This is a genomic window from Stenotrophomonas sp. MYb57 (assembly GCF_002966815.1).
Taxonomy (GTDB): Bacteria; Pseudomonadota; Gammaproteobacteria; order Xanthomonadales; family Xanthomonadaceae; genus Stenotrophomonas; species Stenotrophomonas indicatrix.
In genome coordinates this window covers 1,039,630-1,061,393 of record NZ_CP023271.1, presented here as the reverse complement: position 1 = coordinate 1,061,393, position 21,764 = coordinate 1,039,630, and the positions used below count along the sequence as shown (strand labels likewise).

Below are 21,764 nucleotides of genomic sequence, written 5' to 3'. Positions count from 1 at the left end.
ATGATGTAAGGTCGTCCCCCATCAATGACGGCACCTGCCGTCACCCTGCATCCCCAACCGCTTTCGCAAAGAGGAAATGTCATGGAGGTCGAACAGTTCACGTCGACACGCCAGAAGGCCATCGCGTTGTTCAAGTCGCAGCCCAAGGGTGGCAAGGACATCGTGAGTCTGGATGCGATCTTCATTTCGCTGTGCTCGCTGGCCAGCGCCCAGCCCGAGGCCACTGCCGCCAGGCAGGCACGTACCACCGCCCGCCCCGGCAGCCAGCAGCCGCCCGCTCCGTGGTTCATCGAGACGCTGGCCGCGCTCAAGGGCAAGGGCGAGTCGATCACCGTGGCACGCTTCCTGATGTTCGCCAACCGTTTCCCGGTCAAGCGCATGGACCAGGTCAATGCAGCCCGCTGGCTGCGTGATGCCGGCTACATCCCGCGCAAGACCGGCGGCAACCTGGTGTTCGACCTTTGACCCAGCACCACGTGCAGTCCTGAAGCCCCGGCATCGTCCGGGGCTTTTTCGTTTCAGGCACCCAAATGCCCGGCACGAGCATCAACACCGTGGCCGTCCTCACCCTGTACCTGCCGTCCCCTATTGCCCTGTCTCCGTTTCCAGCAGGTGAGGACAAGGAGTACGGGAGAACCAGCGAAACCACAGGCAAGTCCGGATGGCATGGCAGGGCCTCATTGCAAACCTGCGCATGCAGGTACTCGCCGGTCCTCGCGCACGCATCTGAATGCTTTCAGTCGCAAGACCCGAAAGTAGATGCAAGGTGTTGACGTGATCGACGGGATGGCAACAGTGGATACCAATGCCACTGACCAACCTTGCCATGAACGCCCTGCCCGACAGCATCCAGACCCTTGCCGAGGTCATCGGCGAATCCGCAGCCCTCACGCTGGTGCGTGCATGGCCGCCGACGACCTCCAGCACCACCGGACGCCACCGCGTCATCGTCTACGTACCCTCCACCCTGCCCGATCAGCATCGACTGATCGACATTCTTGGCCTGGAGATAGCCCAGCGCCTCGTCGCGCACTTCGGCGGTGAGTTGCTGTTCCTGGCGTCCTGCTTCGCCGCCAGTGCGCATGAGCGCCGCGAGCAGATCGCCCGGGCAGTAGCCAGCGGCATGCCCCGCGAGCACGTCGCGCAGGAGTTCGGCGTATCGCAGACCACCATCAAGCGCGCCGTGCGCGGTGCCCGTTCCACCCCGGTCCCGGCCGTCCATCCGGCCCTGCTGAAGGGATACGCGCGCGCATGAACGAGACCGACCTGCTGGCCGGCGTACCGGACTGGGCCAAGTACCTCGGCGGCACCTCCGGGGTATTGATCGCAGTTTCGTTGTGGCTGCGGCAATGGCTGTCATCGGCCAAGGTCGACCGCACCGCCGATGAAGCCACCAGCAACACCCTGCGCACCCTGCAGGAACAGCTGTCTGCCGAACGCACACGCGCCGATGGGCTGATGCACGAACGCGAGGCCATGGCCCAGGAGATCGGCCAGCTGCGTGGTGAAGTCAGCGCCCTGCGCGCACAGATCGCCCAGCAGAGTGTGCAGATCGATGCGCTGCTGGACCTGGTGCGCAAACGGTCGGGAGCAGCCGCATGACCGCCGCAGCAGCGAGCGACCTCGGCGGCGCCAACGTGGCCGCGTTCCTGGACATGCTGGCCGTATCCGAAGGCACCGACATTCCCGGCCAGCGCTCCCGCGATCGCGGTTACGACGTGATCGTCGGCGGCCAGCTGTTCAATGACCATCGCGACCATCCACGCGTACTGGTGTCGCTGCCGCGCTACGGCATCAAGTCCAGCGCCGCCGGCCGCTACCAGTTCCTGCGCAGCACCTGGGACGACCTGCGTGCACGCCTGGACCTGCCGGACTTCGGCCCGGTCTCGCAGGACCGCGCGGCAGTGGCGCTGCTCAAGCAGTGCGGCGCCTACGACCTGATCCGCCTGGGCCGCTTTGACGCTGCAGTCGCCGCCGCCCGGCGCATCTGGGCGTCGCTGCCGGGCGCCGGCTACGGGCAGAAGGAGCACGCGCTGGAAACGCTGCGCGCCGCCTATCGCGCCGCTGGCGGGCTCCTGCAGTGATGCCGATACCGCTGAGGCTTCGCATCGCCCTGCTGGGCCTGGCTGCCAGCCACGCCTGTTGCACCTGGCTGGGCTGGGAGTTGCGCGACCGCAGCGCGGACCTCGCTGCCATCCGCGTACAGGCCACGCAGGAGACCAGTCGTGCCGACACCGTGCTCGTCGCGCGCCAGCAGGACCACACCAACGCACAGGCCGGTGCACAGGCTGAATCACAGCGCCTGGCCATGCAGTCCGGGCGCACCCAGCAGTTCATCACCCTGCAACAGGACATCGAGACCCATGCCAAGACTCCTGGCCGCGACCGCGGCGATGCTGATGCTGAGTTCGTGCGCATCTGGCGCGAAGCCAATGCCGGCCGCCCTCTTCATCCCTGACCTCAGCATTGCACCGGCACAACTGCGCGCGCCGCAGGAACTGCCCGATCTGCAGGCTGCCGACGACGATGCGCTGCTGCGCAACCACGTTGCCGTTGCGCGCCAGTACCACGAACTGGCCGACCAGATGCGCGCCCTGCTGTGCAGCCTCGGCAGCCAGCACGGCTTCACCATCAATGGTGCAGCACCGCTGACGCCTGCCGGTTGCATCCCCGCGGGCAACACCAGACATAGCGGCCCACACGAGCACTGAGCGGGCCAGTCACGGCCACGCGTGCAATGTCCCGCGCCCCGGGCGATGGCAACACTGCTTGCAGAAAGCGCGTGCTGCGGCCAGTCGCGTTCTTCCTTCCATTCATCGCATGAGCTGACATGGCAACCGATACCCCTTCCTCCACCTTCGACGCGCTGCACGCCGCCATCGAAGCGGCGATCCGAACACGCTTTGCGGACTTCGCGACCGTCGAGTTCTATCGCGACGCCAACAGTGGTGCGCCACCCACGCCCGCCTGCCTGCTGGCGATGACTCGCTGTGATCGCGGCAAGGACAGCGATGATGGCAGCGGCCAACTGCAGGCCCTGCTGCGCTTTGAAGCACGCATCTGCGTGCAGTCCGCGGCAGCCGATTCTGCCCTGCAGCTGCGCCGGATCGCTGTAAACCTCGCCACCTGGCTGCATCAGCTCGGCCGCTTTCCGGGTGCGCCCAGTGGCGCGATCGAGGTAATCGCAGCGCTTCCAGAGGATGCCGCAGCGGCGCAGCCCGACCTGCGCACGTGGATCGTGGAATGGTCAGTGCCCATCGCGCTGGGCGGCAATGCCTGGGAGGACGGCGATGGCGTAGTGCCGCACGCGTCCTACAGCTTCGCACCGGAGATCGGCCGCGCCCATGAGCGGCGCTACCAGCCACTCGCGGAGGACACGCCATGAGCGCCGAACATGCCCGGCTGATCGGCAACCTGTTGATGATCGGCGTCGTGCGCGAACTTGATGAAGCCGGCGGCCGCGTGCGCGTCGATGCCGACGGCATGCTCACCGGTTGGATTCCCTGGCTGGAACGTCGTGCGGGACCCGGCGTGCGCAGCTGGTGCGCACCGGAGCCGGGTGAACAGGTGGTGCTGGCCTGCCCGTATGGCGACCCCGGCCAGGCCCTGGTGCTCGGCAGCCTGTACCAGGACCGCTTTCCCGCACCCGCCGACACGCGCCAGCTGCAGCGCACGCAGTACGCCGACGGCAGCCTCGTCGAGTACGACCGCCAAACCACCACGCTGACCATCACCGTCGGCAGCGGCAAGGTCATCGTCAACTGCGCAAACGCAGAAGTGCATGCCAGCGAATCGGTGTTGCTCGACACGCCGACGCTCAAGGCCACCGGCGATCTGGACGTCACCGGTGCGATCACAGCAGGCAAGGACATCAGCACATCGGCCGACGTCAAAGCCGGCGCCATCAGCCTGAATTCACACAAACACACCGCCCAGGGCCCGACCGCACCCACCACGCCTGCACAGCCGTGATAGGCCATCGCTGCAATGCCCTGAAAACCCGTACTCCACGACGATAGAGACCATGCGAGGAATCGACGCCAACACCGGCAAATCCCTGGATGGGCTGGCCCATCTGCACCAGTCCGTGCGTGACGTTCTCACCACACCCCTTGGCTCCCGCGTCCTGCGTCGCGAGTACGGCTCGCGCATCTTCGAACTGATCGATGCGCCGACCAACCGCTCCCTGCGCATGGACCTGATCGCGGCCACCGTCGACGCACTCGCGCGATGGGAACCGCGGCTTCACGTCGAGAACGTCGACGTCTCCCTCCCCGCCCCCGGCGTGATGATCCTGGCAGTAACCGGGATCCACCTGCCCGATGGCGAGGCCATCACCATCGAAGGAATCGAGGTTCGCTAACCGTGGCATCCGGCTCGTTCACCAGTGTCAATCTCTCCCAGCTGCCAGCCCCGGCGGTCATCGAAGTGCTCGATTTCGAAGCCATGTTCGATGAGTCGCTGACGGCATTACAGGCCCTGGACCCCACGTTCGACGCGCTGCTGCCGTCGGACCCCGCCTTCAAGATTCTCGAAGTCTGCACCTACCTGCGCCTGCTCGATCGACAGCGCGTCAACGATGCCGCGCGCGGTGTCATGCTCGCCTACGCGGTGGGCAGCGATCTGGATCAGCTGGCGGCACTCTTCGGCATCGCACGCCTGGAGCTCGATCCGGGCATGCCGCAGGAGGGCATCCCTCCCCGCTATGAAAACGACGAGGACTTCCGTCGCCGCATCCAGCTGGGGCCGGAGGGCTTCAGCGTGGCAGGCCCGGAAGGTGCCTATGTATTCCATGCACTAAGCGCGGATCCGCGCGTGCTGGACGCCAGCGCCACCAGCAGCACGCCTGGCGAAGTGGTGGTGTCGGTGCTGTCGCGTGAAGCGGACGGCACCGCCACCCAGGGCCTGCTCGATGTGGTCGAGGCGAAGCTGAGCGCGGATGACGTGCGCCCGTTGACCGATCACGTGCTGGTGAAACCGGCGAGCATCATCAACTACGCCGTCGCCGCTACGCTGTACACCTTCGCTGGGCCCGACTCACAGGTCGTGCTGGCCGAAGCGCGCATGCGCCTGGACCGCTACATCGTCGAATCGCATCGGCTTGGCCGCGACGTTACCCGCTCCGGGCTGTTCGCTGCACTGCATGCCGAAGGCGTACAGCGCGTGGTGATCGAGAGCCCCGCCGCAGACGTGGTGGTGGACCGCACCCAGGCCACGTACTGCACCGCGGTCACGCTGGCGCATGGTGGCAACGATGAGTGAGGTCACCACGCGCTTGGTAAATGCGCGTCTGCGTGGCGCGGTTGATGGGAAGAACCAGGTATTCCGCCATCCCGGCGGCATGCTGGCAACGTTGCAAGCGGTATATCGCACGGATGGGCAGGGGCGCCGGCGCGTGGACGATGTTTCCATCAGCGGTGGCGTGATCACGCTCGCAACCGCGCCTGCCCCTGGCGTGATCATCGACGGCGACGCACAGGTCCGGGTGCCGACCTCAGCCAACCTGCTGCCGCCCAATGCCTCCCAGGCCGAGCGCGCACTGTCGCAGGCAATTGTTGCCCGTCCACTGCCGGTGGACATCACCGCCCTGTGGGATGCCGATCGCTGTCCGGCCGCATTGCTGCCCTGGCTGGCATGGGCGCTCTCGGTGGACGAATGGAAGGCGTACTGGCCCGAACCGGTCAAGCGCGCCCGCGTGCGTGCCGCCATCGCCATCCAGCGCCGCAAGGGCACCGCCGGCAGCGTCCGCGATGTGGTTGCTGCGTTCGGTGGCTCGGTGCTGATCCGCGAGTGGTGGCAGCTGCAGCCGAAGGGACCGCCGCACACCTTCGAAGCGGTGATGACCATTGCCAACCAGGGCGGCACGTCGGCCACCGCGATGTTCGTCGACGACGTCATTGGCGAGATCACCCGCACCAAGCCGGTGCGATCACACTTCACCTTCACCCAGGGCATGCAGGCCGACGCAGCAATCGGCGCGCTTGCAGCCGCACACGCCACGGCCTTCCGCCGCATCCAACTGATCGGAGAGTAAAACCCGCATGCGCTTGAAAATCACCGACGCCGGCTTCGCCAAGCTGGTCAATCCGCCGAATACCGGCACCAATGCCGTTCTGATCGCCCAGATCGGCCTGACGTCCACGGCATTCGCACCTTCGGGCGACCTGACCGCGCTGCCAGGCGAGATCAAGCGGGTCGCGACCTTCGGCGGCCAGGCCGTGGGCGATGACACGCTGCACGTGACCATCCGCGACGACAGTGCCACCGCCTATTCGCTGCGCGGATTCGGCCTGTACCTGGCTGACGGCACGCTGTTCGCCACTTACGGCCAGATCGATCCGATCATGGAAAAGTCGGCTGCATCGATGCTGCTGCTCGCCACTGATGTGCGTTTCACCGACGTGGACATCACGCAGATCCAGTTCGGCAACGCCGAGTTCATCTACCCGCCGGCCACCACCGAGGTGCTGGGCGTGGTCGAGCTGGCCACCAACAACGAGGCGGAAGACGGGGCTGACACCCAGCGCGCGGTGACTCCGCGCGGCCTGCGTGCATTCACGGACAAGCGCTTTGGTGCTGCTGCGCCCACTGCACTGGCCAGGACCTTGCTGTCTGCCGCAACCACGGCCGCCGCACGCACCGCGTTGGAGCTGAAGGGTGCCGCACTGAAGGACACTGGCCATGGCAACGGCTTGGATGCCGATACCCTGGATGGCAAGCACGCATCCGCGTTCGCCCTGGCGGGTGACTTCGCTACTGTCGGCCACAAGCATGTCATCGCGGATGTGACCGGGCTGCAGGGAGTGTTGGATGCCAAGGCGGTCAAGGGAACCAATAGTTTCACCGATCAGCAGTTTGTCGGCGGGACGTATCCGCTGGTGGGCTTTGGCGCCCAGGGTGCAGAGCAATCCTTCATCGGCGGCTGGGCCAACGCAGGCCTGTGGCGGGTATGGAGCAATGATCGCGCGGCCAGTAGTGAAATCACCATCAAGCACGGCGACAGCCCGCGCTGGAACGGCTCTGCGATGTGGCATGCCGGCAACTTTGTGCCGGACACCAAAATGGACAAGACCGGAGGCACGTTCACCGGCCACGTCGCGGTGAACGGAAATTCGCTGCGCTCATACGGCTGGAACGGCGTCGCCAACGATGGCGTGCTGGTCCTGGGCGATGCTAGCTCGTACCTGTTCAAGAACGGCCCGAACTTCACCTTCGCCAATTCCGCCGGTGGTTACACCACCACGTTGAGTGCTGGTGGCTCGATCTGGACGAGTGGAAACTTCGATCCGGCAGGCAAGGTAAACAAGTCTGGCGACACCATGACCGGCGAGCTGAAGAACCTCTCGCACATCACGGCTGGCCCGGCCAGCGGAAACAAGGTGCGCATCACCATTTCCGGGGACGGCTACCCGTGCATCATGGGCACGAACCCCGCTGTTGATGCCTACGTGCCAATGAACTACTACGGGACACGGCACACCTTCAATTCCGGCATCTTCGCCAACGGTCCTTCGCTGTTCAGGGCAGCTGGCGAATCCCAGCCAGGCATCAGGTTCCACTCGCAGACGCTGAACGGCTTCCCTCGCACAACCCTCGAATCGGTTACCGGAGACGGCAGCAGCTTCGCGGAAATGCACGCGATCAGCAACGGCTTTCACTTCTACAACCCATCGATGCGACGTGGCATCCGCATGTCCAATTCCGGGCAGGTAACCACCTCGCCTGAATTCCCGAATCCCGGCACGGGCATTACCGGTTTCGGCTTCACCTCCGAAGGCTCCTTCGGCGGTGGCTTTGGGATGCTGGACAACTCGATACAGGGTGGCTGGTGGATGGCTGCCGGCACCATGCAGTGGGGTATCAGTACCTACCCGAGCAGCATGGGCGGCCTGATGACCTTGAACGGCAACGGAGCGCTCACCACTACCGGCGGCTTCGACATCGGTTCGTCGCGCAAGCTCAAAGACATCGGGGGATCGGTCGAATACGGCCTGGCTGTCGTCGAGCGCATGGAACTGGCTACCGGTCACTACAAGCCGGAATACAACAGCGACGGCCGCCGTCGTCTCTTCTTTGTCGCCGAACAGCTTGCCGAACTCGTACCCGAGGCCGTCAACCTGGAAGGTGTCGAGTTCAACGGCGAACGCGTCGCCACGGTCAAGCTCGACCAACTGCTGCCGGTCATGGCCAAAGCCATCCAGGAACTGGCCGCAGAAGTGCACGCACTGAAGGCGGAGCGCTGACATGGCCAGCGGATATCGCTCGGCGGGTGTTGATTTCGACGACCTGTTCGATCCCTACGTGGAAGGTCCCACCGCGCAGGATTGCGGCCTGCGCGTGGGCGGCACCGACCTCAGCCGTCGCTACGCCCACATCCAGTACGGCAGCAAACGTGGTGACGTGGGTTATCGCGTTGGCGGCATGGACGTATCGAACCTGTGGGCGGCGCGTGGCAGCGCCAGCTATCGCCTGCCGTTCCATGGCCAGGGCTATTCGGCAGGCAACAGCGCCAAGACCAACTCGAGCGGCTCGGCATCGGCATCGATCTCGATCGACATGCTGTCCGATGGCAACTACAGCATCCGTCGAAGCGTCACCGGTGGCGGCAACAACAGCAACACCGTCGTTGCCTCCGGCCGCTGGCTTCCGGCCGGCGCCAGTGCGTCCGAGTACGACGTGCAGTTCAGCGTGAGCAACCAGGGAGCGGCGTACTTCAGCAACAGTGCACCGTCGTTCGCCTCGTTGGCGTCTTCGCAGTCTGCAGGCGTGTCCGTCAGTGTGCCGGCCAGGTCCACCAGTTTTGAAAGTGCCTCCACCAGCATCAACGTCCACCTGCGTCGTGCCGGCGGCAGCCCGCAGGTCTCCAGCTTCAGCGCCAGCGTCAGCGCCTCCGGCTGGGTCTGATCGATCACCGGGCCACCGCTGCAATTATCGCGGCGGCCGCATTTTCCGAACATATACCCGTCGCCTGCATCTGCAGGCACACCACCACACCGAGGAACCTCTCCGAATGACCGAATTTCTCCACGGCGTACAGGTCGTCAACATCGACACCGGTGCGCGCTCGATCGCCGTTGCATCCACCAGCGTCATCGGCATCGTCGGCACTGCGCCGCTGGCCGACGCCGACGCTTTCCCCATCAACACGCCTGTCCTGGTGACCTCGCCCTCGCAGGCCGCCAAACTGTCGGCCAAGACCGGCACCGAAGCCGGCACCCTGCCCGGCGCACTGGATGCGATCTTCGACCAGTCGTCGGCCGTCGTGGTCGTGATCCGCGTCGAGAACGGCGCCAATGAAAGTGCCACCCAGGCCAACGTGCTCGGCGGCGTGAACGCACAGACCGGCGCGTACTCCGGCGTGCATGCACTGCTCGCCGCCAAGTCCATCGTCGGCGTGAAGCCGCGCATCCTGGTCGCCCCGGGCTTCACCCACCTGCACCCGGCCGATCCGGCCAGTCCGGACACCGTGCTGGCCAACCCGGTCGTGGTCGAGCTGCTCGCCATCGCCGACAAGCTGCGCGCGATCATCATCAAGGATGGCCCGAACAGCAACGACGATGCAGCCAAGACCACCACCGCACTGACCGGTTCCAAGCGTGTCTACGTGGTCGATCCGGCCGTGCTGGTGCAGCAGGGTGAAGCGATCGTCAGCCGTTACGCCTCCGGTGCCGTGGCCGGTGCCATCGCCCGCAGCGACAACGAACGCGGCTGGTGGGCATCTCCGTCCAACCAGGAGCTGTACGGCATCGTCGGCACTGCGCGTGCGATCGACTTCGGCCTGTCCGATGCGACCAGCCGCGCCAACCTGCTGAACCAGGCCAACGTGGCGACCATCATCCGCGAAGGTGGCTTCCGCCTGTGGGGCAACCGCACCGCCAGCATCGATCCGAAATGGCAGTTCCTGTGCGTGGTACGCACCGCCGACATCATCGCCGACAGCCTGGAGGCTGCCCACCTGTGGGCCGTCGACCGCGGCATCAGCAAGACCTACGTCGATGACGTGCGCGAGGGTGTCAACGCCTTCCTGCGCGGCCTGAAGACGCAGGGCGCGATCCTCGGCGGCAACTGCTGGATCGACCCGGAACTGAACGCAGCCGACAGCGTGGCCGATGGCCGCTTCTACTGGGACTTCGACTTCACCCCGACCTACCCGGGTGAGCAGCTGACCTTCCGCATGCACATGAACAACAACTACGTCTCGGAGATCTTCTAAGCATGGCGCGCAAGATCCGCAAGAACTTCAACTTCTACGTCGACGGCAAGGGCTTTGCCGGCAGCGTAATGTCCTTCACCGCCCCCAAGCTGTCGCTGAAGACCGAGGACTTCCAGGCCGGCGGCATGCTCGCCCCGACGGAGATCGTGCTCGGCCACGACAAGCTGACCGCCGAGGTCACCTTCGCCTCCGATGACGCGGAGATCATGTCCAAGTTCCACGTCATCGAGAGCAAGGAGTACGGCTTCACCGCCCGCGAGGCGCTGGAAGCCGATGATGGCTCGGTCACTTCGGTCGTGCACAACATGCGCGGCAAGGTGAAGACCCTCGACCGCGGCGAAACCAAGGTCGGCGAAAAGGGCACGGTCAAGGTCTCCCTGGCACTGAGCTACTACAAGCTGACCCATGGCGTGCAGGTCGTGCAGGAGATCGACGTGACCAACATGATCGCCCGCCAGGGCGGCGTGGACGCACTGGCCGGCATCCGCGGCGCCCTGGGCATCTGATTCCCGGCACCGCTTCGACGTACACGGGGGCGCACAGCGCCCCCGGATCCACCGCAACTCCATCGACATCCGGGAACACAGCCATGTCCAGCAAGACCAAGACCACCGCCGACACCGTCATCGAACGCGACGGCTATGCCGAAATCACCCTCTCCCGCCCGCGCCAGGTCAACGGCGTGGACACCGCCGTGCTGCGCATGCGCGAACCGACCGTGGAAGACATGGAGCGCTACCAGGACGACAAGGGCACCGATGCCCAGCGCGAAGTGCGCATGATCGCCAACCTGTGCGAGATCGCGCCGGATGACGTGCGCAGGATGCCGCTGCGCGACTACGCCCGCCTGCAGGCCGGCGTCGCGCTTTTTACCACCTGACCCTGCCGCAGATCAGGCAGGGAGCGCTCGCCCTGGCCGGCCACACCGGCTGGGGCCTGCGCGAAATCATGACGCTGCGGGTGTCGAAGTTCATCTGGTGGATACAGGGATTGCCGGTACATGGCGAGTAACGTTCAAACGACAACGATCACGATCGGCGGCTCGGTTTCCCGGTCGTTGCAGGACGCATTGTCCTTCAGCAACGATGGCCTGAAGCGCCTTGGCGATGAGGCCGACAAGCTCGAGCGCAAGCTCAATGTCATGGGCAGGTCGAGCAACCAGTTCGCCCGCATGCGTGCCGAGGCCGATGCGTTGCGCGCTTCCCAGGAAGCGTTGCAGCGGATCGAAGACAAGCGCACGGCGAATCTTGAGAAGCGCGAAAAGCTGGGCTCGGCGTTTGGCGATGCGCGCGGCATGCTCGGCAGCGCCATCACCACGCTGGCCAAACCGGTGGAGAATGCCGCCGGCTTCGCGCGCGAGAACCAGGCCATCGGCAACGCCGCCAACCTGACCCGCGCCCAGGTCGCTGCGCTGGGCCAGACCATCCTTGCCGAATCCAGCCGCACCCACCGGGGCGCGGGCGAGCTGCAGCGCGCAGTCAGCCAGCTGGTCGCCGCAGGCCTGGATGCGCAGACCGCGCAGTCCAGCCTGGGTGCAATCGGCCGCACCACCACCGCTACCGGCGAGAGCATCGACGATGTCACGTTGGCCGCATCGGGACTGCAGCAGGCACTGAAGATCAATCCGGCCGGCCTGCAATCGGCGCTTGATGTGCTGGTGGTGGCAGGCAGGAACGGTGGCCTGGGCCTGAAGGACATGGCCGGTGCACTGCCGGTGCTCGGCGGCGCATTCCAGTCGCTGCAGATGCACGGCAACGCGGCCGCCGCCACCATGGGCGCTGCGCTGGATGTCGCCCGGCAAGGAGCCGGTGGTGCCGACGAAGCGGCCGGCAACATGCAACGCTTCATGGCCAGCATCCTCTCGCCCGACCTGCAGGCCCGTGCCAAGAAAGGCTTCAAGCTGGACCTGCGCAGGATCATCAGCGAAGCGCAGAGCAGCGGTGGCAATCCGTTCGACGCGGCGATGCAGGCCATCATCCAGGCCACCGCCGGTGACCAGGCGAAGATCGGCAAGCTGTTCGGCGATGCACAGGCGCAGAACTTCGTGCGTCCGATGATCCAGAACTGGGATGAGTACGTCCGCATCCGCGACAAGGCGCTCAACAGCTCGGCGGGCACCACCGACAGCGGCTTTGCGGCCAAGCTGCAGACCGACCCGGAAAAGATCGAAGGCGCGAAGATCGCCGTCGACAACCTGTCCAAGGCCTTCGGTGCCGCGCTGCTGCCGGCCGTGGGTGAGGCGGCGGTGAAGCTGACCGAACTGCTGAACGGCGTTGCGTCGTTCGTGCAGGAAAACCCGAAGCTGATCGCTAATACCACCCAGGTCGTGGTCGGCCTGATGGGCATGCGCACTGCAGTACTCGGCGTGCGCTATGCGTGGACGTTCCTGCAGGGCCCGATCCTGGCGGTGCAGAAGGCCTTCGAGCTGTTCCGCGGCGGCAGTCTGCTGGCGCAGATGGGGCAGTTCGGTCCGACGGCAATGCGCCTGGCATCGGGGTTCCGCGTGGTCGCCACCGCCGTCGGTGCCATCGGCGGCGGTCCGATCGCCATCGCCATCGCCGCCATCACCGCCGGCGCACTGCTGGTGCGCAAGTACTGGGAGCCGATCAAGGCCTTCCTCGGCGGCGTCTGGGATGGCCTCAGCGGCGCAGGAACCGCCGCCATGGGCGAACTGATGCGCGCCGTCGAGCCGCTGCGCCCGGCATGGGAAGCGGTCGGCGGGCTGCTGGGCCAGGCATGGGACTGGCTCTCCAAAATGCTGGCTCCCGCGCAGTACACCGGCAACGAACTTTCGCGCGTAGCGGAGATCGGTTCGCTGGTGGGCACGGCGTTGCTGGCCAACTTCCGTCTGGTCATCCAGGTAGTCGGGGTTGTGGTTGAAGCCATCTCCCTCCTCGGTGATGTCATCGGTACGGTCGCTGGATTCATCTCCGTCACGTTGGGCGGCGTATGGGATTGGATCTCCGAAAAGGCAACGGCGGCGATCGGCTACATCATGGCCGAGCTGGCTCCGCTGATGAACTTCGTCGGCGGAGTGATGGACAAGGTCGGTAGCGCCCTGGGCATGGCCAAAGATAAAGCAGTGGATGGTGCGCGTATGGCAGTGGGTGTGGCCCACGGCGCAGCCGCCGGCTACGCCGCCGTGAGGGATGGCAAGGTCGCGATGCCACCCGTGCGTCTTGCCGTGGGCGGTTTGCACAGCGCCGTCGTGGACCGCCGCGCACCTGGATTGCCCGCGCCGTCCCAAGGCCGCGCCGCACCGCCGATGCCCTCCTCTGCCACCGCACGCACCTCCACCACGGTGCAGCAGCAACAGACCAACAACATCACCATCCACCAGCAACCGGGTGAATCCAGCGAGGCGCTGGCACGGCGTACCGCCAACGCGCTGCAGCACCAGCAGGCCGTGCAGGCCCGCGCCACCCTGGGAGACAGGAACTAAGCATGAAGCGCGAGTTCGTAACCGGCGCAGTGGACAAGCTGCTGTCGCAATTCAAGGGCAATGATTCCGGCAACGCGCCGGTGCTGCTGATGCTGGGCGGCTTCAAGTTCAGCCTCAACACGGCCGTATTCCAGCAGATCCAGCAGTCCAACGATTTCCGCTGGCAGGCCCAGGATCGCGTCGGGCAGATGCCTGCACTGCAGTACACCGGCCCGGGCTCGGCCACAATGACACTGCCAGGCGTTGTCTACCCGCTGTTCCGTGGCGCTGGCAACGAGATGTCGCAACTGCGCAAGCTGGCCAGCCAGGGAAAACCGCAGCGTCTGCTGACCGGCAAGGGCGGCAACCTGGGTCTGTGGGTCATCGAGAAAATCGACGTCACCTCCAGCGAATTCACCGTCGACAGCCAGATCCAGAAGCAGGACTTCACACTCACTCTCCGGAAGCACAGCGATGGCACGAACGTATAACACCCGCGATGGCGATGTCGTCGACCGCGTTGCCTACGCGCACTATGGCGAACAATCGCCGGCGATCCTGCGCGCGGTGTTCGATGCCAACCCCGGCCTGGCCGCGCGCGGCCCGGTGCTCACGGCTGGCGTGGCGATTGTCCTGCCGGACGTGCAGCGCCCCGCCAAGGAACGCAAGGGAGTATCGCTGTGGGATTGAACATCGCACCTGCGTTCCGCGTGGTGGCCAACAGCCAGGACATCACCGACAAGATCATGTCGCGCTTCAAGTCACTGCGCATCACCGACGAGACCGGCAACAGCTCGGACACGTTGGAGCTGCAGCTGGCCGATCACGATCCGAACGATCCGATCCAGCTGCCGCCGGTGGGCGCGGAGCTGGAGGCCTTCATCGGCTACGACGGCGAAGTGCGGCGCATGGGCCTGTACGTCTGCGACGAGGTGGAGATTTCAGGCTATCCGGGCAGCATGACCCTGCGCGCACGTGCCGCGCCGTTTGAAACCAGCAAAGGCGGCAAGAACGATCTGCAGACGCAGAAAACGCGCACGTGGAAAAAAGGCACGACGATTGGCGACATGGTCAAGCGGATGGCCGCCGAACACGGCCTGACCGCTGCGGTAAGTGCGTCGCTGGCATCCATCGTGCTGCCGCTGACGGTGCAATCGCAGGAGTCGGACATGAACCTGCTGCTGCGCTTGGCCAAACAGCACGACGCCATCGCCAAACCGGGCGGCGGCCGGCTGATGCTGGTCAAACGTGGCGAATCGACCACCGCCAGTGGCGAGCGCATTCCGGAGGTGACCCTCACGCCGGCCGATGGCAGCAGCTACCGCGTCACCATCGCCGCCCGCGACGATGCCGGCACCACCATCGCCTACTACCGCGATGTGCGTGGCGCGCAGCGCCAGGAAGTGAAGGTGGGTAGCGGCGAGCCGATCGTGCGCCTGCGCATGGCCTATGCCGACCGCGAAACCGCCGAAGCCGCAGCGCGCGCCAAGCACCGCGAGCAGGCGCGGCAGACGCGTACGCTGAGCTACAGCCTTCCAGGCCGCGAGACGCTGATGGCCGAGGCCACGGTGATCATGCAGGGCTTTCGCGATGGCGTGGATGGCGAGTGGCTGGTCAAGCGCGCCGAGCACAGCATCGGCAGCGACGGCTATCGCACCAGTATCGAGTGCGAGCAGCCCAACAGTGCCGAAGCCGTGAAGGCGGCCAGCAGCGCAGCGGTCAAGCAGACCCCGCAGGTGGGCAGCGAAGTGTAGATCCACGCCAAGCGCGAATTGGCCTCCCAGCCCCTGCCCTGCTCGCAGTAGATCCACGCCACGCGTGGATGCTCTTCGCGCATCAACTCACGTACTGCGCCACCCCATTACCGAACGACCAGTTCTCCCGCTTCACTTCCACCAGGTTGATGAACACGTCCTCGCGGCGGATACCCACCGCCGCGTGCAGGCCATCGGCAATACCGGCATACAACGCCTTCTTCTGCTCCAGCGTGCGCCCATCGTTCCAGGTGATCTGGATGCAGATGAAATCATCGGTGCGAGCGATGCCCAGGTAACCCGGGTCGTACACCAGCGTGCCGGCGTCGTGCTCCTGGAAGATCTGGAAGCGATCGTTTTCCGGCACGCCGACGGAGCGCATGGCCTGGTAGATCGCTTCGCCGACACGCTGGCGGTACTCGACGGATTTACCTTTGCGAAGATCGATACGGGCGAGCGGCATGGTGGCACTCCAGGGATGGGAGGGGGCGCGGCAATGGGCCGAGATTACGCCCGCCGAGGCCGGCGGGACAGCGCACGGATGGAACCCTCTGCTTCCATCGATGGCATGCGCCGCGCGGAGTGACGTGATCGCCACGTTCGTGCATGCAGGGTGCCCCCAGGCGCAGGGTCAGCGCGGTCGGTGGATGACGCCATCAGTGATGCGCTGCGCGGCGTGCGGGTGCTGTCCCGCACAGATCGGGGAACACGCGGTACGCCCGGGTGCTGTTGCGAAATTTCCTTACAGACCAGTGTGATTGTTCGACTCGATGATCGCCGGGCCGAGGCAGGTTGCCTTGGCCGGGATTGGCGTCTCGAATAAACGAACAGGCTCACTGGATGCTGCGATTTCTATCGCAGCAATGAGAATGCACCGACTGCCTTCAATGGCGGGCGGTGTGTGGGGATCGCAGGATCCGCCAGGCCTTTTCTCCCAGTGAGCTTTTCTGCCTTGGCACGCCAACCCGCACCGTCCGCCACCCTCTCTTTGGAAGGTGGCCCTATGCCAGTGAGGGTTCCACCATGACCAACAACACCGTCCTCATTCCGCGCCTGCACGCTCTGATCGGCGACATCGCCAGCAACGTTCCCGAAGACCTCGCACGCGAGATCGAGTGCGCACTGAAGGAGCAGCAGTTCCCTCCCGCGCAGCCGATGTTCTTCACCTTCCTGGATGCGATCCGCAGGGGAGAGGGCGAAGACGGCCAGCCGCGCACCACGCAGATGCTCAACGCACAGACCCCCGCCTCCCTCGGCCGTTCACTGTCCGCACTGACCGCCGTACTCGATCTTCTGCACGCGGCAGAGCGCGCACGCGTGGACGGAAATACCGACGGGCAGATCGGCGACTTCCATCGAAATGGTCTGCTGCTGGCCGCGCGCCAGATCGCGCATGCCGCGCAGACAGGTCTCGGCGATGCGATCACAGCGGTGGCAAACAAGCCCGGGTAAATCGCGGGCAACAAAAAAGCCCCCATCGCTGGAGGCTTTTTTCGTTCTGCAACATGGTGGGCGGTACAGGGATCGAACCTGTGACCCTTGCCGTGTGAAGGCAATGCTCTACCGCTGAGCTAACCGCCCGGTGTGTTGCTGAGCCGCTCATTATAGGGGCTTTTCAGAGACCGTCAACAGTTTTCACATTCGTGTTCACGCGCGTTTCCAGGGGCCGCCGGGCATGGCCCGGCGCTACCGGAATCACATCGTATGCGTCGGCTTGTCCGAACCGGTCAGGCCGGCCAGGATCGTTTCGATCTTGTGGCGCACCGTCTCGCCTTCCTGGCCATCTGCCAGCTGCACGCCGATGCCGGCGGTGCGGTTGCCCTGCGCACCGGCCGGGGTCACCCAGATCACCTTGCCGGCCACCGGCAGGCGCTCGCTGGAATCGGGCAGGGTCAGCAGCAGGAATACCTCATCGCCCAGGAAATAACGCTTGGGCGTGGGCACGAAGATGCCGCCATTCTTCACGAACGGCATGTACGCGCTGTACAGCGCGGCCTTGTCCTTCACTGCCAGGGACAGGATGCCCTGGCGGGCGTTGCTGGCACTCATCGATTTCCCCTTGCGGCAGGCCGCTCGTTCACCTTGTTCCAGGCCAGCAGCAACTCGACCACCGCAAGGTCTGCGCGCACGGTGGTGCGCAGCAGGTCTCGGGTGCGGTTGGCCGCATCGAACCAGGCTGCAAGCTTGTGCAATCGCTCCGGCGTGGTCAAGGCATCGGTGCTGGCCTGGGCCAACGCCAGGTCGGCAGCGAAGCGCAGGCGCAGCGCCGCGTTGTCATCGGCGCACCACTTCTGCGCCAGCTCCACTGCGCCGGTCTTGCCGGCGGCCAGCTGTTCCAGCTCGCGGCCGACCTCGCGACGCAGGCTCAGGCCATCTTCGCGCAGCCAGTTGTCGGCCTGCCCGGGATGGCCGCGTGCTGCATCCAGTGCCTCATGCGCGGCCGCGTCGCTGTGGCCCTGCTGCTGCAGCCAGGCCAGCGCTTCCTCGCGCGGCGGCAGCTTGAATTCCAGGCGCTGGCAGCGGCTGCGCACGGTCTGCGGCAGGCGCGCCGGGTCGCTGCTGATCAACCACAGGTAACGCCCGGGTTGCGGTTCTTCCAAGGTCTTCAGCAGCGCATTGGCGGCCGAACGGTTGATGGCATCGGCCGGGTCGACGATCACCACCTGCGCCACGCCATACTGCGGGGTCAGCGCCAGCTTGTTGCTGATCTCGCGCACCTGCTCGATCACGATCTCGGTGCGCAGCTTGTCGCCACTCTTGTTCGGAATGAAGCTGATCAGCTGCAGGTCGGGATGCGTGCCGGCGGCAATCAGCTGCCGGGTGCGGGTGGCATGCGAGGCATCCCCGCGTGCCAGCACGTGGTCGGCCAGCGCCAGGGCCACTTCGCGCTTGCCCAGCCCGGCCGGGCCACAGATCAGCAGGCCATGGCCCAGCCGATCTGCATCCAGTGCGGCCACGGTCTGGTCGAACGCGCGCTGCTGCCAGGGCGAGAACGTACTCATGCGCCCTCCCCTTGCTGCAGCCAGCGCTCGACACGTGCAACCACATCGGCGGCCACGCGCTCCTGCACCTGGCCTGCATCAACCAGCGCGAAACGCTGCGGGTCCTGCTGTGCGCGGCCGCGGAACACTTCGCGCACGCGCTGGAAGAAATCGTCCTGCTCGCTTTCGATGCGGTCCGGCCACAGGTCGCGGCCATTGGCACGCGCACGGCCGACGGCCACGTCCACATCCAACAACAGGGTCAAGCCGGGCAGCAGGCCCACGGCGCGGCGCTCCAGGTCGGCGATCCACTGCGGGTCGAGGCCGCGGCCACCGCCCTGGTAGGCATAGCTGGAATCGGTGAAACGATCGCTGAGCACGTAGGCGCCGCGCTGCAGCGCCGGCTGGATCACCTGGCGCACATGCTGCGCGCGCGCGGCGAACACCAGCAGCAGCTCAGCCTCGGCACTGAGCGGCTCGGCAGCAATCTCGGCATCGGGCTTCAGCACCAGGCCGCGGATGCGCTCGGCCAGCGGCGTGCCACCGGGCTCGCGGGTCAACACGACCTCATGGCCGTGGCGCCGCAGGCACTCGCGGATGGCGTTGATGGCGGTGGTCTTGCCCGCGCCCTCGCCGCCTTCCAGGCTGACGAAACGGGGATGGCGAAGCAGCGCGGAACTCATTGCGCCGGAGTCTCCTGGGTGCGTTGCTGGCGCAGCTTCTGCAGGTAGCGGGCTACGGCGGCGTTGTGTTTGTCCAGGCTGGGCGAGAACACGTGTGCGCCACTGCCATCGCCCACCGCGACGAAGTACAGCGCATCGCCCGGTGCCGGTTGTGCAGCGGCCATCAGCGCATCGCGGCTGGGCATGGCGATCGGGGTCGGGGTCAGGCCAGAGCGGGTGTAGGTGTTGTAGGGCGTATCGGTGGTCAGGTCGCGGCGGCGGATGTTGCCGTCGTACGCCGCGCCGATGCCGTAGATCACGGTCGGATCGGTCTGCAGGCGCATGCCGATCTTCAGGCGGCGCATGAACACGCCGGCAATCTGCGGTCGCTCGCTGGCCAGCGCGGTTTCCTTTTCGATGATCGACGCCAGCGTCAGCAGCTCGTAGGGCGTATTGATCGGCAGATCCGGGGCGCGGCTTTCCCAGGCCTCGTCCAGCGCCTTCTCCATCGCGCCGTGGGCACGCTTGAGCACGTCCAGGTCGCTGTCGCCGCGCTGGTAGACGTAGGTTTCCGGCAGGAACCGGCCTTCCGGATGCTGGCCGGCGAAACCGAGGCGGTCCATCAGTGCTGCGTCATCGAGGGTGTCGGTGGTGTGCAGCAGCGGATCGGCACGCTTGAGCGCGGCGCGCAGCTGGCGGATGTTCCAGCCTTCGATGATGGTGACGCGGTGCTGCAGCACCTTGCCCGCGCGCATGCGCAGCAGCAGCTCGCGCGGAGTCAGGTCCTTGCTCAGTGCGTACTCGCCCACCTTCAGCTTGCCGGCGGCGTCCAGCTGGCGGGCCAGCAGCTGCCACTGGGTGTCCTGGCCCTCGTCCACGCCGGCCTCGCGCAGCTTGCGCAGCACGCTGTTCATGCCATCGCCGCTGGCGATGACCACGCTGTCCGCACTGGGGGTCAACGGCACGTCGGCAAACTGGCTCTGCTTGTAGAAGAACCACGCGCCCGCGCCGGCCACGATGGCGGCCAGCACCAGCAGCAGCGTTACCACCAACAGACACCCGCGCTTGGCTCCCGCCATGGACTACCTCTGAACTCGATTCCGTCGTGCAGGATACCGTGCCGGTGGGGCGGGGTCATGACCGGGGGCACGCGTCCGTGCCGAGCAACGGTCGGCACCCACCCGCCATCTCCAGTAGATCCACGCCATGCGTGGATGAACGGCCATGGGGGCATCCGTGCCGACCAACGGTCGGCACCCACAAGCCATGCCCGGCGGCGGCAATCGATCAGCCCTGCTGCCCCAGCGCCCGCAGCAGGCCGCGGGCCTTGGCCCGGGTTTCGTCCAGTTCCTTGTCCGGGTCCGAATCGACCACGATGCCGGCTCCGGTGCGGAAGCTGACCTCGTTGCCGTCCACTTCTGCGGTGCGGATCAGGATGTTCAGGTCCAGGTCGCCATCGCGGTTCAGCCAGCCGAACGCACCGGTGTACGCGCCGCGTGGCACCTGCTCCAGTTCGCTGATGATCTGCATGCAGCGCACCTTCGGGCAGCCGGTGATGGTGCCGCCGGGGAAGGTCGCGGCGATCACCTCGCCCGGGGTGACGTCCGCGCGCAGCTGGCCGCTGACGTTGCTGACGATGTGGTGCACGTGGGCGTAGCTTTCCACGGTCATCAGCTCGTCCACCACGACCGTGCCGGGCAGGCAGATGCGGCCCAGATCGTTGCGCTCCAGGTCGATCAGCATCACGTGCTCGGCGCGCTCCTTGGGATGGCCGACCAGTTCCTGGATGCGCGCGGCATCGTCGTCGCCCTCGAAGCGCGGACGGGTACCGGCGATCGGGCGGGTCTGCGCGTGGCCGCCATGCACCGACACCAGCCGTTCCGGCGACGAGCTGACCACATGCCGGCCGTGCGCACTGAACAGGCCGGCAAACGGCGCCGGATTGGCCCGCCGCAGCTGCGCGTACAGCGCCTGCGGGCTGACCGGCGCTGCGAAGTGCGCGCTCCAGCGCCGCGACAGGTTCACCTGGAACACGTCGCCGGCGCGCAGGTAGTCGATCACTCGGCGCACACCCTCGGTGAAGCGCTGCGGCTCGTCTTCGCTGACCGACTGCGGCGGCTGCCAGCCCTGCCCGGCCGGCGGCAGTTCACCCGCTACCAGCGCGACCAGCGAGTCCAGCAGCGCTTGCTCGCCCGCTTCGGCAATGAGGACGCTGGCGTCGGCCTGGTGGTCATGCAGCACGGCGGCCGGGCAGCGCAGGGCAAGTGCGGTCGGCCGGCCGTCATCGCGCGCGCGCGCCGGCAGCACCGGTTCGACCTGGCTGGCCACTTCGTAATCGAGCATCAGCGCCCAGCCACCGCGGAACGGCAGCGCGTGGCCGCCGTCGTGCGGCAATCGCTGTGCCTGCCATGCGTGGTCCAGCGCCTGCAGGAAGCTGCCGGGCTGCACCGCGCCGTGCTGGTCGCGCACCTGGCCATCGGCGTCCAGCTGCAGGGTGTCGCCCTGCGCGGCCAGCAGCAGGCTCCAGCGGCCCTGCGCAGTGCCCGAGGCGGTGGACTCCATCAGCAGCGGGAAACGCGCCGGGTCGCGCTGCTGCAGGGCCAGCAGGTCGATCGGGTGCGGCAGCGGGTGGATCAGCGGGGCGTGGGTCATGGCAGCCAGTTCGGGAGACGGATACACGGAAGCCGCCTTGCGGCGGCCTCGTGGTTGGCGGAGCCGAGCATGGCTCGACCC

General features: G+C 66.1%; 27 protein-coding genes and 1 tRNA gene. 21 read left to right on the top strand and 7 right to left on the bottom strand.

Annotated features, from left to right (window positions below):
* Window positions 1-81 precede the first annotated feature (81 nt).
* The 20 genes from CLM74_RS04870 to CLM74_RS04780 all read left to right on the top strand — a co-directional run bounded on the left by CLM74_RS04870 (window position 82) and on the right by CLM74_RS04780 (window position 15,388).
* Complete coding sequence (locus CLM74_RS04870) at window positions 82-465, top strand: hypothetical protein (protein ID WP_105163549.1); 384 nt, start codon at window positions 82-84, stop codon at window positions 463-465.
* A 340-nt stretch (window positions 466-805) separates the two neighbouring features.
* Window positions 806-1,255, top strand: coding sequence for a Mor transcription activator family protein (locus tag CLM74_RS04865; RefSeq protein ID WP_105163548.1), 450 nt, complete (start codon window positions 806-808; stop codon window positions 1,253-1,255).
* Window positions 1,252-1,602: a hypothetical protein gene (locus CLM74_RS04860; protein ID WP_093817511.1), complete on the top strand. Its 351-nt coding sequence runs from the start codon at window positions 1,252-1,254 to the stop codon at window positions 1,600-1,602. The genes CLM74_RS04865 and CLM74_RS04860 overlap by 4 nt, the downstream gene beginning before the upstream one ends.
* Entirely contained in the window at window positions 1,599-2,084 is a 486-nt protein-coding gene (locus tag CLM74_RS04855) for a glycoside hydrolase family 104 protein (RefSeq protein WP_105163547.1), read from the top strand. The genes CLM74_RS04860 and CLM74_RS04855 overlap by 4 nt, the downstream gene beginning before the upstream one ends.
* Entirely contained in the window at window positions 2,084-2,458 is a 375-nt protein-coding gene (locus tag CLM74_RS04850; RefSeq protein ID WP_234003422.1) for a hypothetical protein, read from the top strand. Before CLM74_RS04855 ends, CLM74_RS04850 begins: the two co-directional genes overlap by 1 nt.
* Window positions 2,433-2,711 carry a hypothetical protein gene (locus tag CLM74_RS21430; RefSeq protein WP_158684101.1) on the top strand — a complete coding sequence of 93 codons (279 nt, stop codon included), beginning with the start codon at window positions 2,433-2,435 and terminating at the stop codon, window positions 2,709-2,711. The genes CLM74_RS04850 and CLM74_RS21430 overlap by 26 nt, the downstream gene beginning before the upstream one ends.
* Before the next feature lie 119 nt (window positions 2,712-2,830).
* Window positions 2,831-3,385, top strand: coding sequence for a hypothetical protein (locus tag CLM74_RS04845; RefSeq protein WP_105163545.1), 555 nt, complete (start codon window positions 2,831-2,833; stop codon window positions 3,383-3,385).
* Window positions 3,382-3,972, top strand: a complete 591-nt coding sequence (locus CLM74_RS04840; protein WP_105163544.1) for a phage baseplate assembly protein V — start codon at window positions 3,382-3,384, stop codon at window positions 3,970-3,972. Before CLM74_RS04845 ends, CLM74_RS04840 begins: the two co-directional genes overlap by 4 nt.
* A 52-nt stretch (window positions 3,973-4,024) precedes the next feature.
* Window positions 4,025-4,363: a GPW/gp25 family protein gene (locus CLM74_RS04835; RefSeq protein WP_089239202.1), complete on the top strand. Its 339-nt coding sequence runs from the start codon at window positions 4,025-4,027 to the stop codon at window positions 4,361-4,363.
* Window positions 4,364-4,365: 2 nt separating this feature from the next.
* Window positions 4,366-5,262 carry a baseplate J/gp47 family protein gene (locus CLM74_RS04830; RefSeq protein WP_105163543.1) on the top strand — a complete coding sequence of 299 codons (897 nt, stop codon included), beginning with the start codon at window positions 4,366-4,368 and terminating at the stop codon, window positions 5,260-5,262.
* Complete coding sequence (locus tag CLM74_RS04825; protein ID WP_105163542.1) at window positions 5,255-6,034, top strand: phage tail protein I; 780 nt, start codon at window positions 5,255-5,257, stop codon at window positions 6,032-6,034. The genes CLM74_RS04830 and CLM74_RS04825 overlap by 8 nt, the downstream gene beginning before the upstream one ends.
* A gap of 7 nt (window positions 6,035-6,041) precedes the next feature.
* Window positions 6,042-8,243, top strand: a complete 2,202-nt coding sequence (locus CLM74_RS04820) for a tail fiber domain-containing protein (RefSeq protein WP_105163541.1) — start codon at window positions 6,042-6,044, stop codon at window positions 8,241-8,243.
* 1 nt (window position 8,244) lies between these two features.
* Window positions 8,245-8,904 carry a hypothetical protein gene (locus CLM74_RS04815; RefSeq protein WP_105163540.1) on the top strand — a complete coding sequence of 220 codons (660 nt, stop codon included), beginning with the start codon at window positions 8,245-8,247 and terminating at the stop codon, window positions 8,902-8,904.
* 106 nt (window positions 8,905-9,010) lie between these two features.
* Window positions 9,011-10,213, top strand: coding sequence for a phage tail sheath C-terminal domain-containing protein (locus CLM74_RS04810; RefSeq protein ID WP_105163539.1), 1,203 nt, complete (start codon window positions 9,011-9,013; stop codon window positions 10,211-10,213).
* A gap of 2 nt (window positions 10,214-10,215) precedes the next feature.
* Window positions 10,216-10,719, top strand: a complete 504-nt coding sequence (locus tag CLM74_RS04805; protein ID WP_093817501.1) for a phage major tail tube protein — start codon at window positions 10,216-10,218, stop codon at window positions 10,717-10,719.
* 83 nt (window positions 10,720-10,802) lie between these two features.
* Window positions 10,803-11,093, top strand: a complete 291-nt coding sequence (locus tag CLM74_RS04800) for a phage tail assembly protein (RefSeq protein ID WP_093817500.1) — start codon at window positions 10,803-10,805, stop codon at window positions 11,091-11,093.
* Between the two features lie 189 nt (window positions 11,094-11,282).
* A complete protein-coding gene (locus tag CLM74_RS04795; RefSeq protein ID WP_234003420.1) occupies window positions 11,283-13,655 on the top strand; it encodes a phage tail tape measure protein in 2,373 nt (790 codons plus the stop codon).
* 2 nt (window positions 13,656-13,657) lie between these two features.
* The gene (locus CLM74_RS04790) at window positions 13,658-14,125 is read left to right on the top strand and encodes a phage tail protein (RefSeq protein WP_105163537.1); all 468 of its coding nucleotides are present in this window, start codon (window positions 13,658-13,660) and stop codon (window positions 14,123-14,125) included.
* A complete protein-coding gene (locus tag CLM74_RS04785; RefSeq protein ID WP_099842002.1) occupies window positions 14,109-14,324 on the top strand; it encodes a tail protein X in 216 nt (71 codons plus the stop codon). The genes CLM74_RS04790 and CLM74_RS04785 overlap by 17 nt, the downstream gene beginning before the upstream one ends.
* Complete coding sequence (locus tag CLM74_RS04780) at window positions 14,315-15,388, top strand: contractile injection system protein, VgrG/Pvc8 family (protein ID WP_105163536.1); 1,074 nt, start codon at window positions 14,315-14,317, stop codon at window positions 15,386-15,388. The genes CLM74_RS04785 and CLM74_RS04780 overlap by 10 nt, the downstream gene beginning before the upstream one ends.
* Before the next feature lie 82 nt (window positions 15,389-15,470).
* On the opposite strand, the gene CLM74_RS04775 is transcribed toward CLM74_RS04780, so the two are convergent.
* Window positions 15,471-15,851 carry a tautomerase family protein gene (locus CLM74_RS04775; protein ID WP_105163535.1) on the bottom strand — a complete coding sequence of 127 codons (381 nt, stop codon included), beginning with the start codon at window positions 15,849-15,851 and terminating at the stop codon, window positions 15,471-15,473.
* A 560-nt stretch (window positions 15,852-16,411) separates the two neighbouring features.
* On the opposite strand from CLM74_RS04775, the gene CLM74_RS04770 reads away from it, so the two are divergent.
* On the top strand, window positions 16,412-16,840 hold the full coding sequence (locus tag CLM74_RS04770; RefSeq protein WP_105163534.1) for a hypothetical protein: 429 nt from the start codon (window positions 16,412-16,414) through the stop codon (window positions 16,838-16,840).
* A gap of 54 nt (window positions 16,841-16,894) precedes the next feature.
* Here the strand turns inward: CLM74_RS04770 and CLM74_RS04765 are convergent.
* The 6 genes from CLM74_RS04765 to CLM74_RS04740 form a co-directional block, all read right to left on the bottom strand.
* A tRNA-Val gene (locus CLM74_RS04765) sits at window positions 16,895-16,969 on the bottom strand.
* A gap of 114 nt (window positions 16,970-17,083) precedes the next feature.
* The gene (locus CLM74_RS04760) at window positions 17,084-17,437 is read right to left on the bottom strand and encodes a PilZ domain-containing protein (RefSeq protein WP_025874071.1); all 354 of its coding nucleotides are present in this window, start codon (window positions 17,435-17,437) and stop codon (window positions 17,084-17,086) included.
* Window positions 17,434-18,390, bottom strand: coding sequence for a DNA polymerase III subunit delta' (locus CLM74_RS04755; RefSeq protein ID WP_105163533.1), 957 nt, complete (start codon window positions 18,388-18,390; stop codon window positions 17,434-17,436). The genes CLM74_RS04760 and CLM74_RS04755 overlap by 4 nt, the downstream gene beginning before the upstream one ends.
* A complete protein-coding gene (gene tmk / locus CLM74_RS04750) occupies window positions 18,387-19,052 on the bottom strand; it encodes a dTMP kinase (protein WP_032977350.1) in 666 nt (221 codons plus the stop codon). The genes CLM74_RS04755 and tmk overlap by 4 nt, the downstream gene beginning before the upstream one ends.
* Entirely contained in the window at window positions 19,049-20,110 is a 1,062-nt protein-coding gene (gene mltG, locus CLM74_RS04745) for an endolytic transglycosylase MltG (protein ID WP_105163532.1), read from the bottom strand. Before mltG ends, tmk begins: the two co-directional genes overlap by 4 nt.
* Before the next feature lie 208 nt (window positions 20,111-20,318).
* On the bottom strand, window positions 20,319-21,683 hold the full coding sequence (locus CLM74_RS04740) for an aminodeoxychorismate synthase component I (protein WP_105163531.1): 1,365 nt from the start codon (window positions 21,681-21,683) through the stop codon (window positions 20,319-20,321).
* Window positions 21,684-21,764 lie beyond the last annotated feature (81 nt).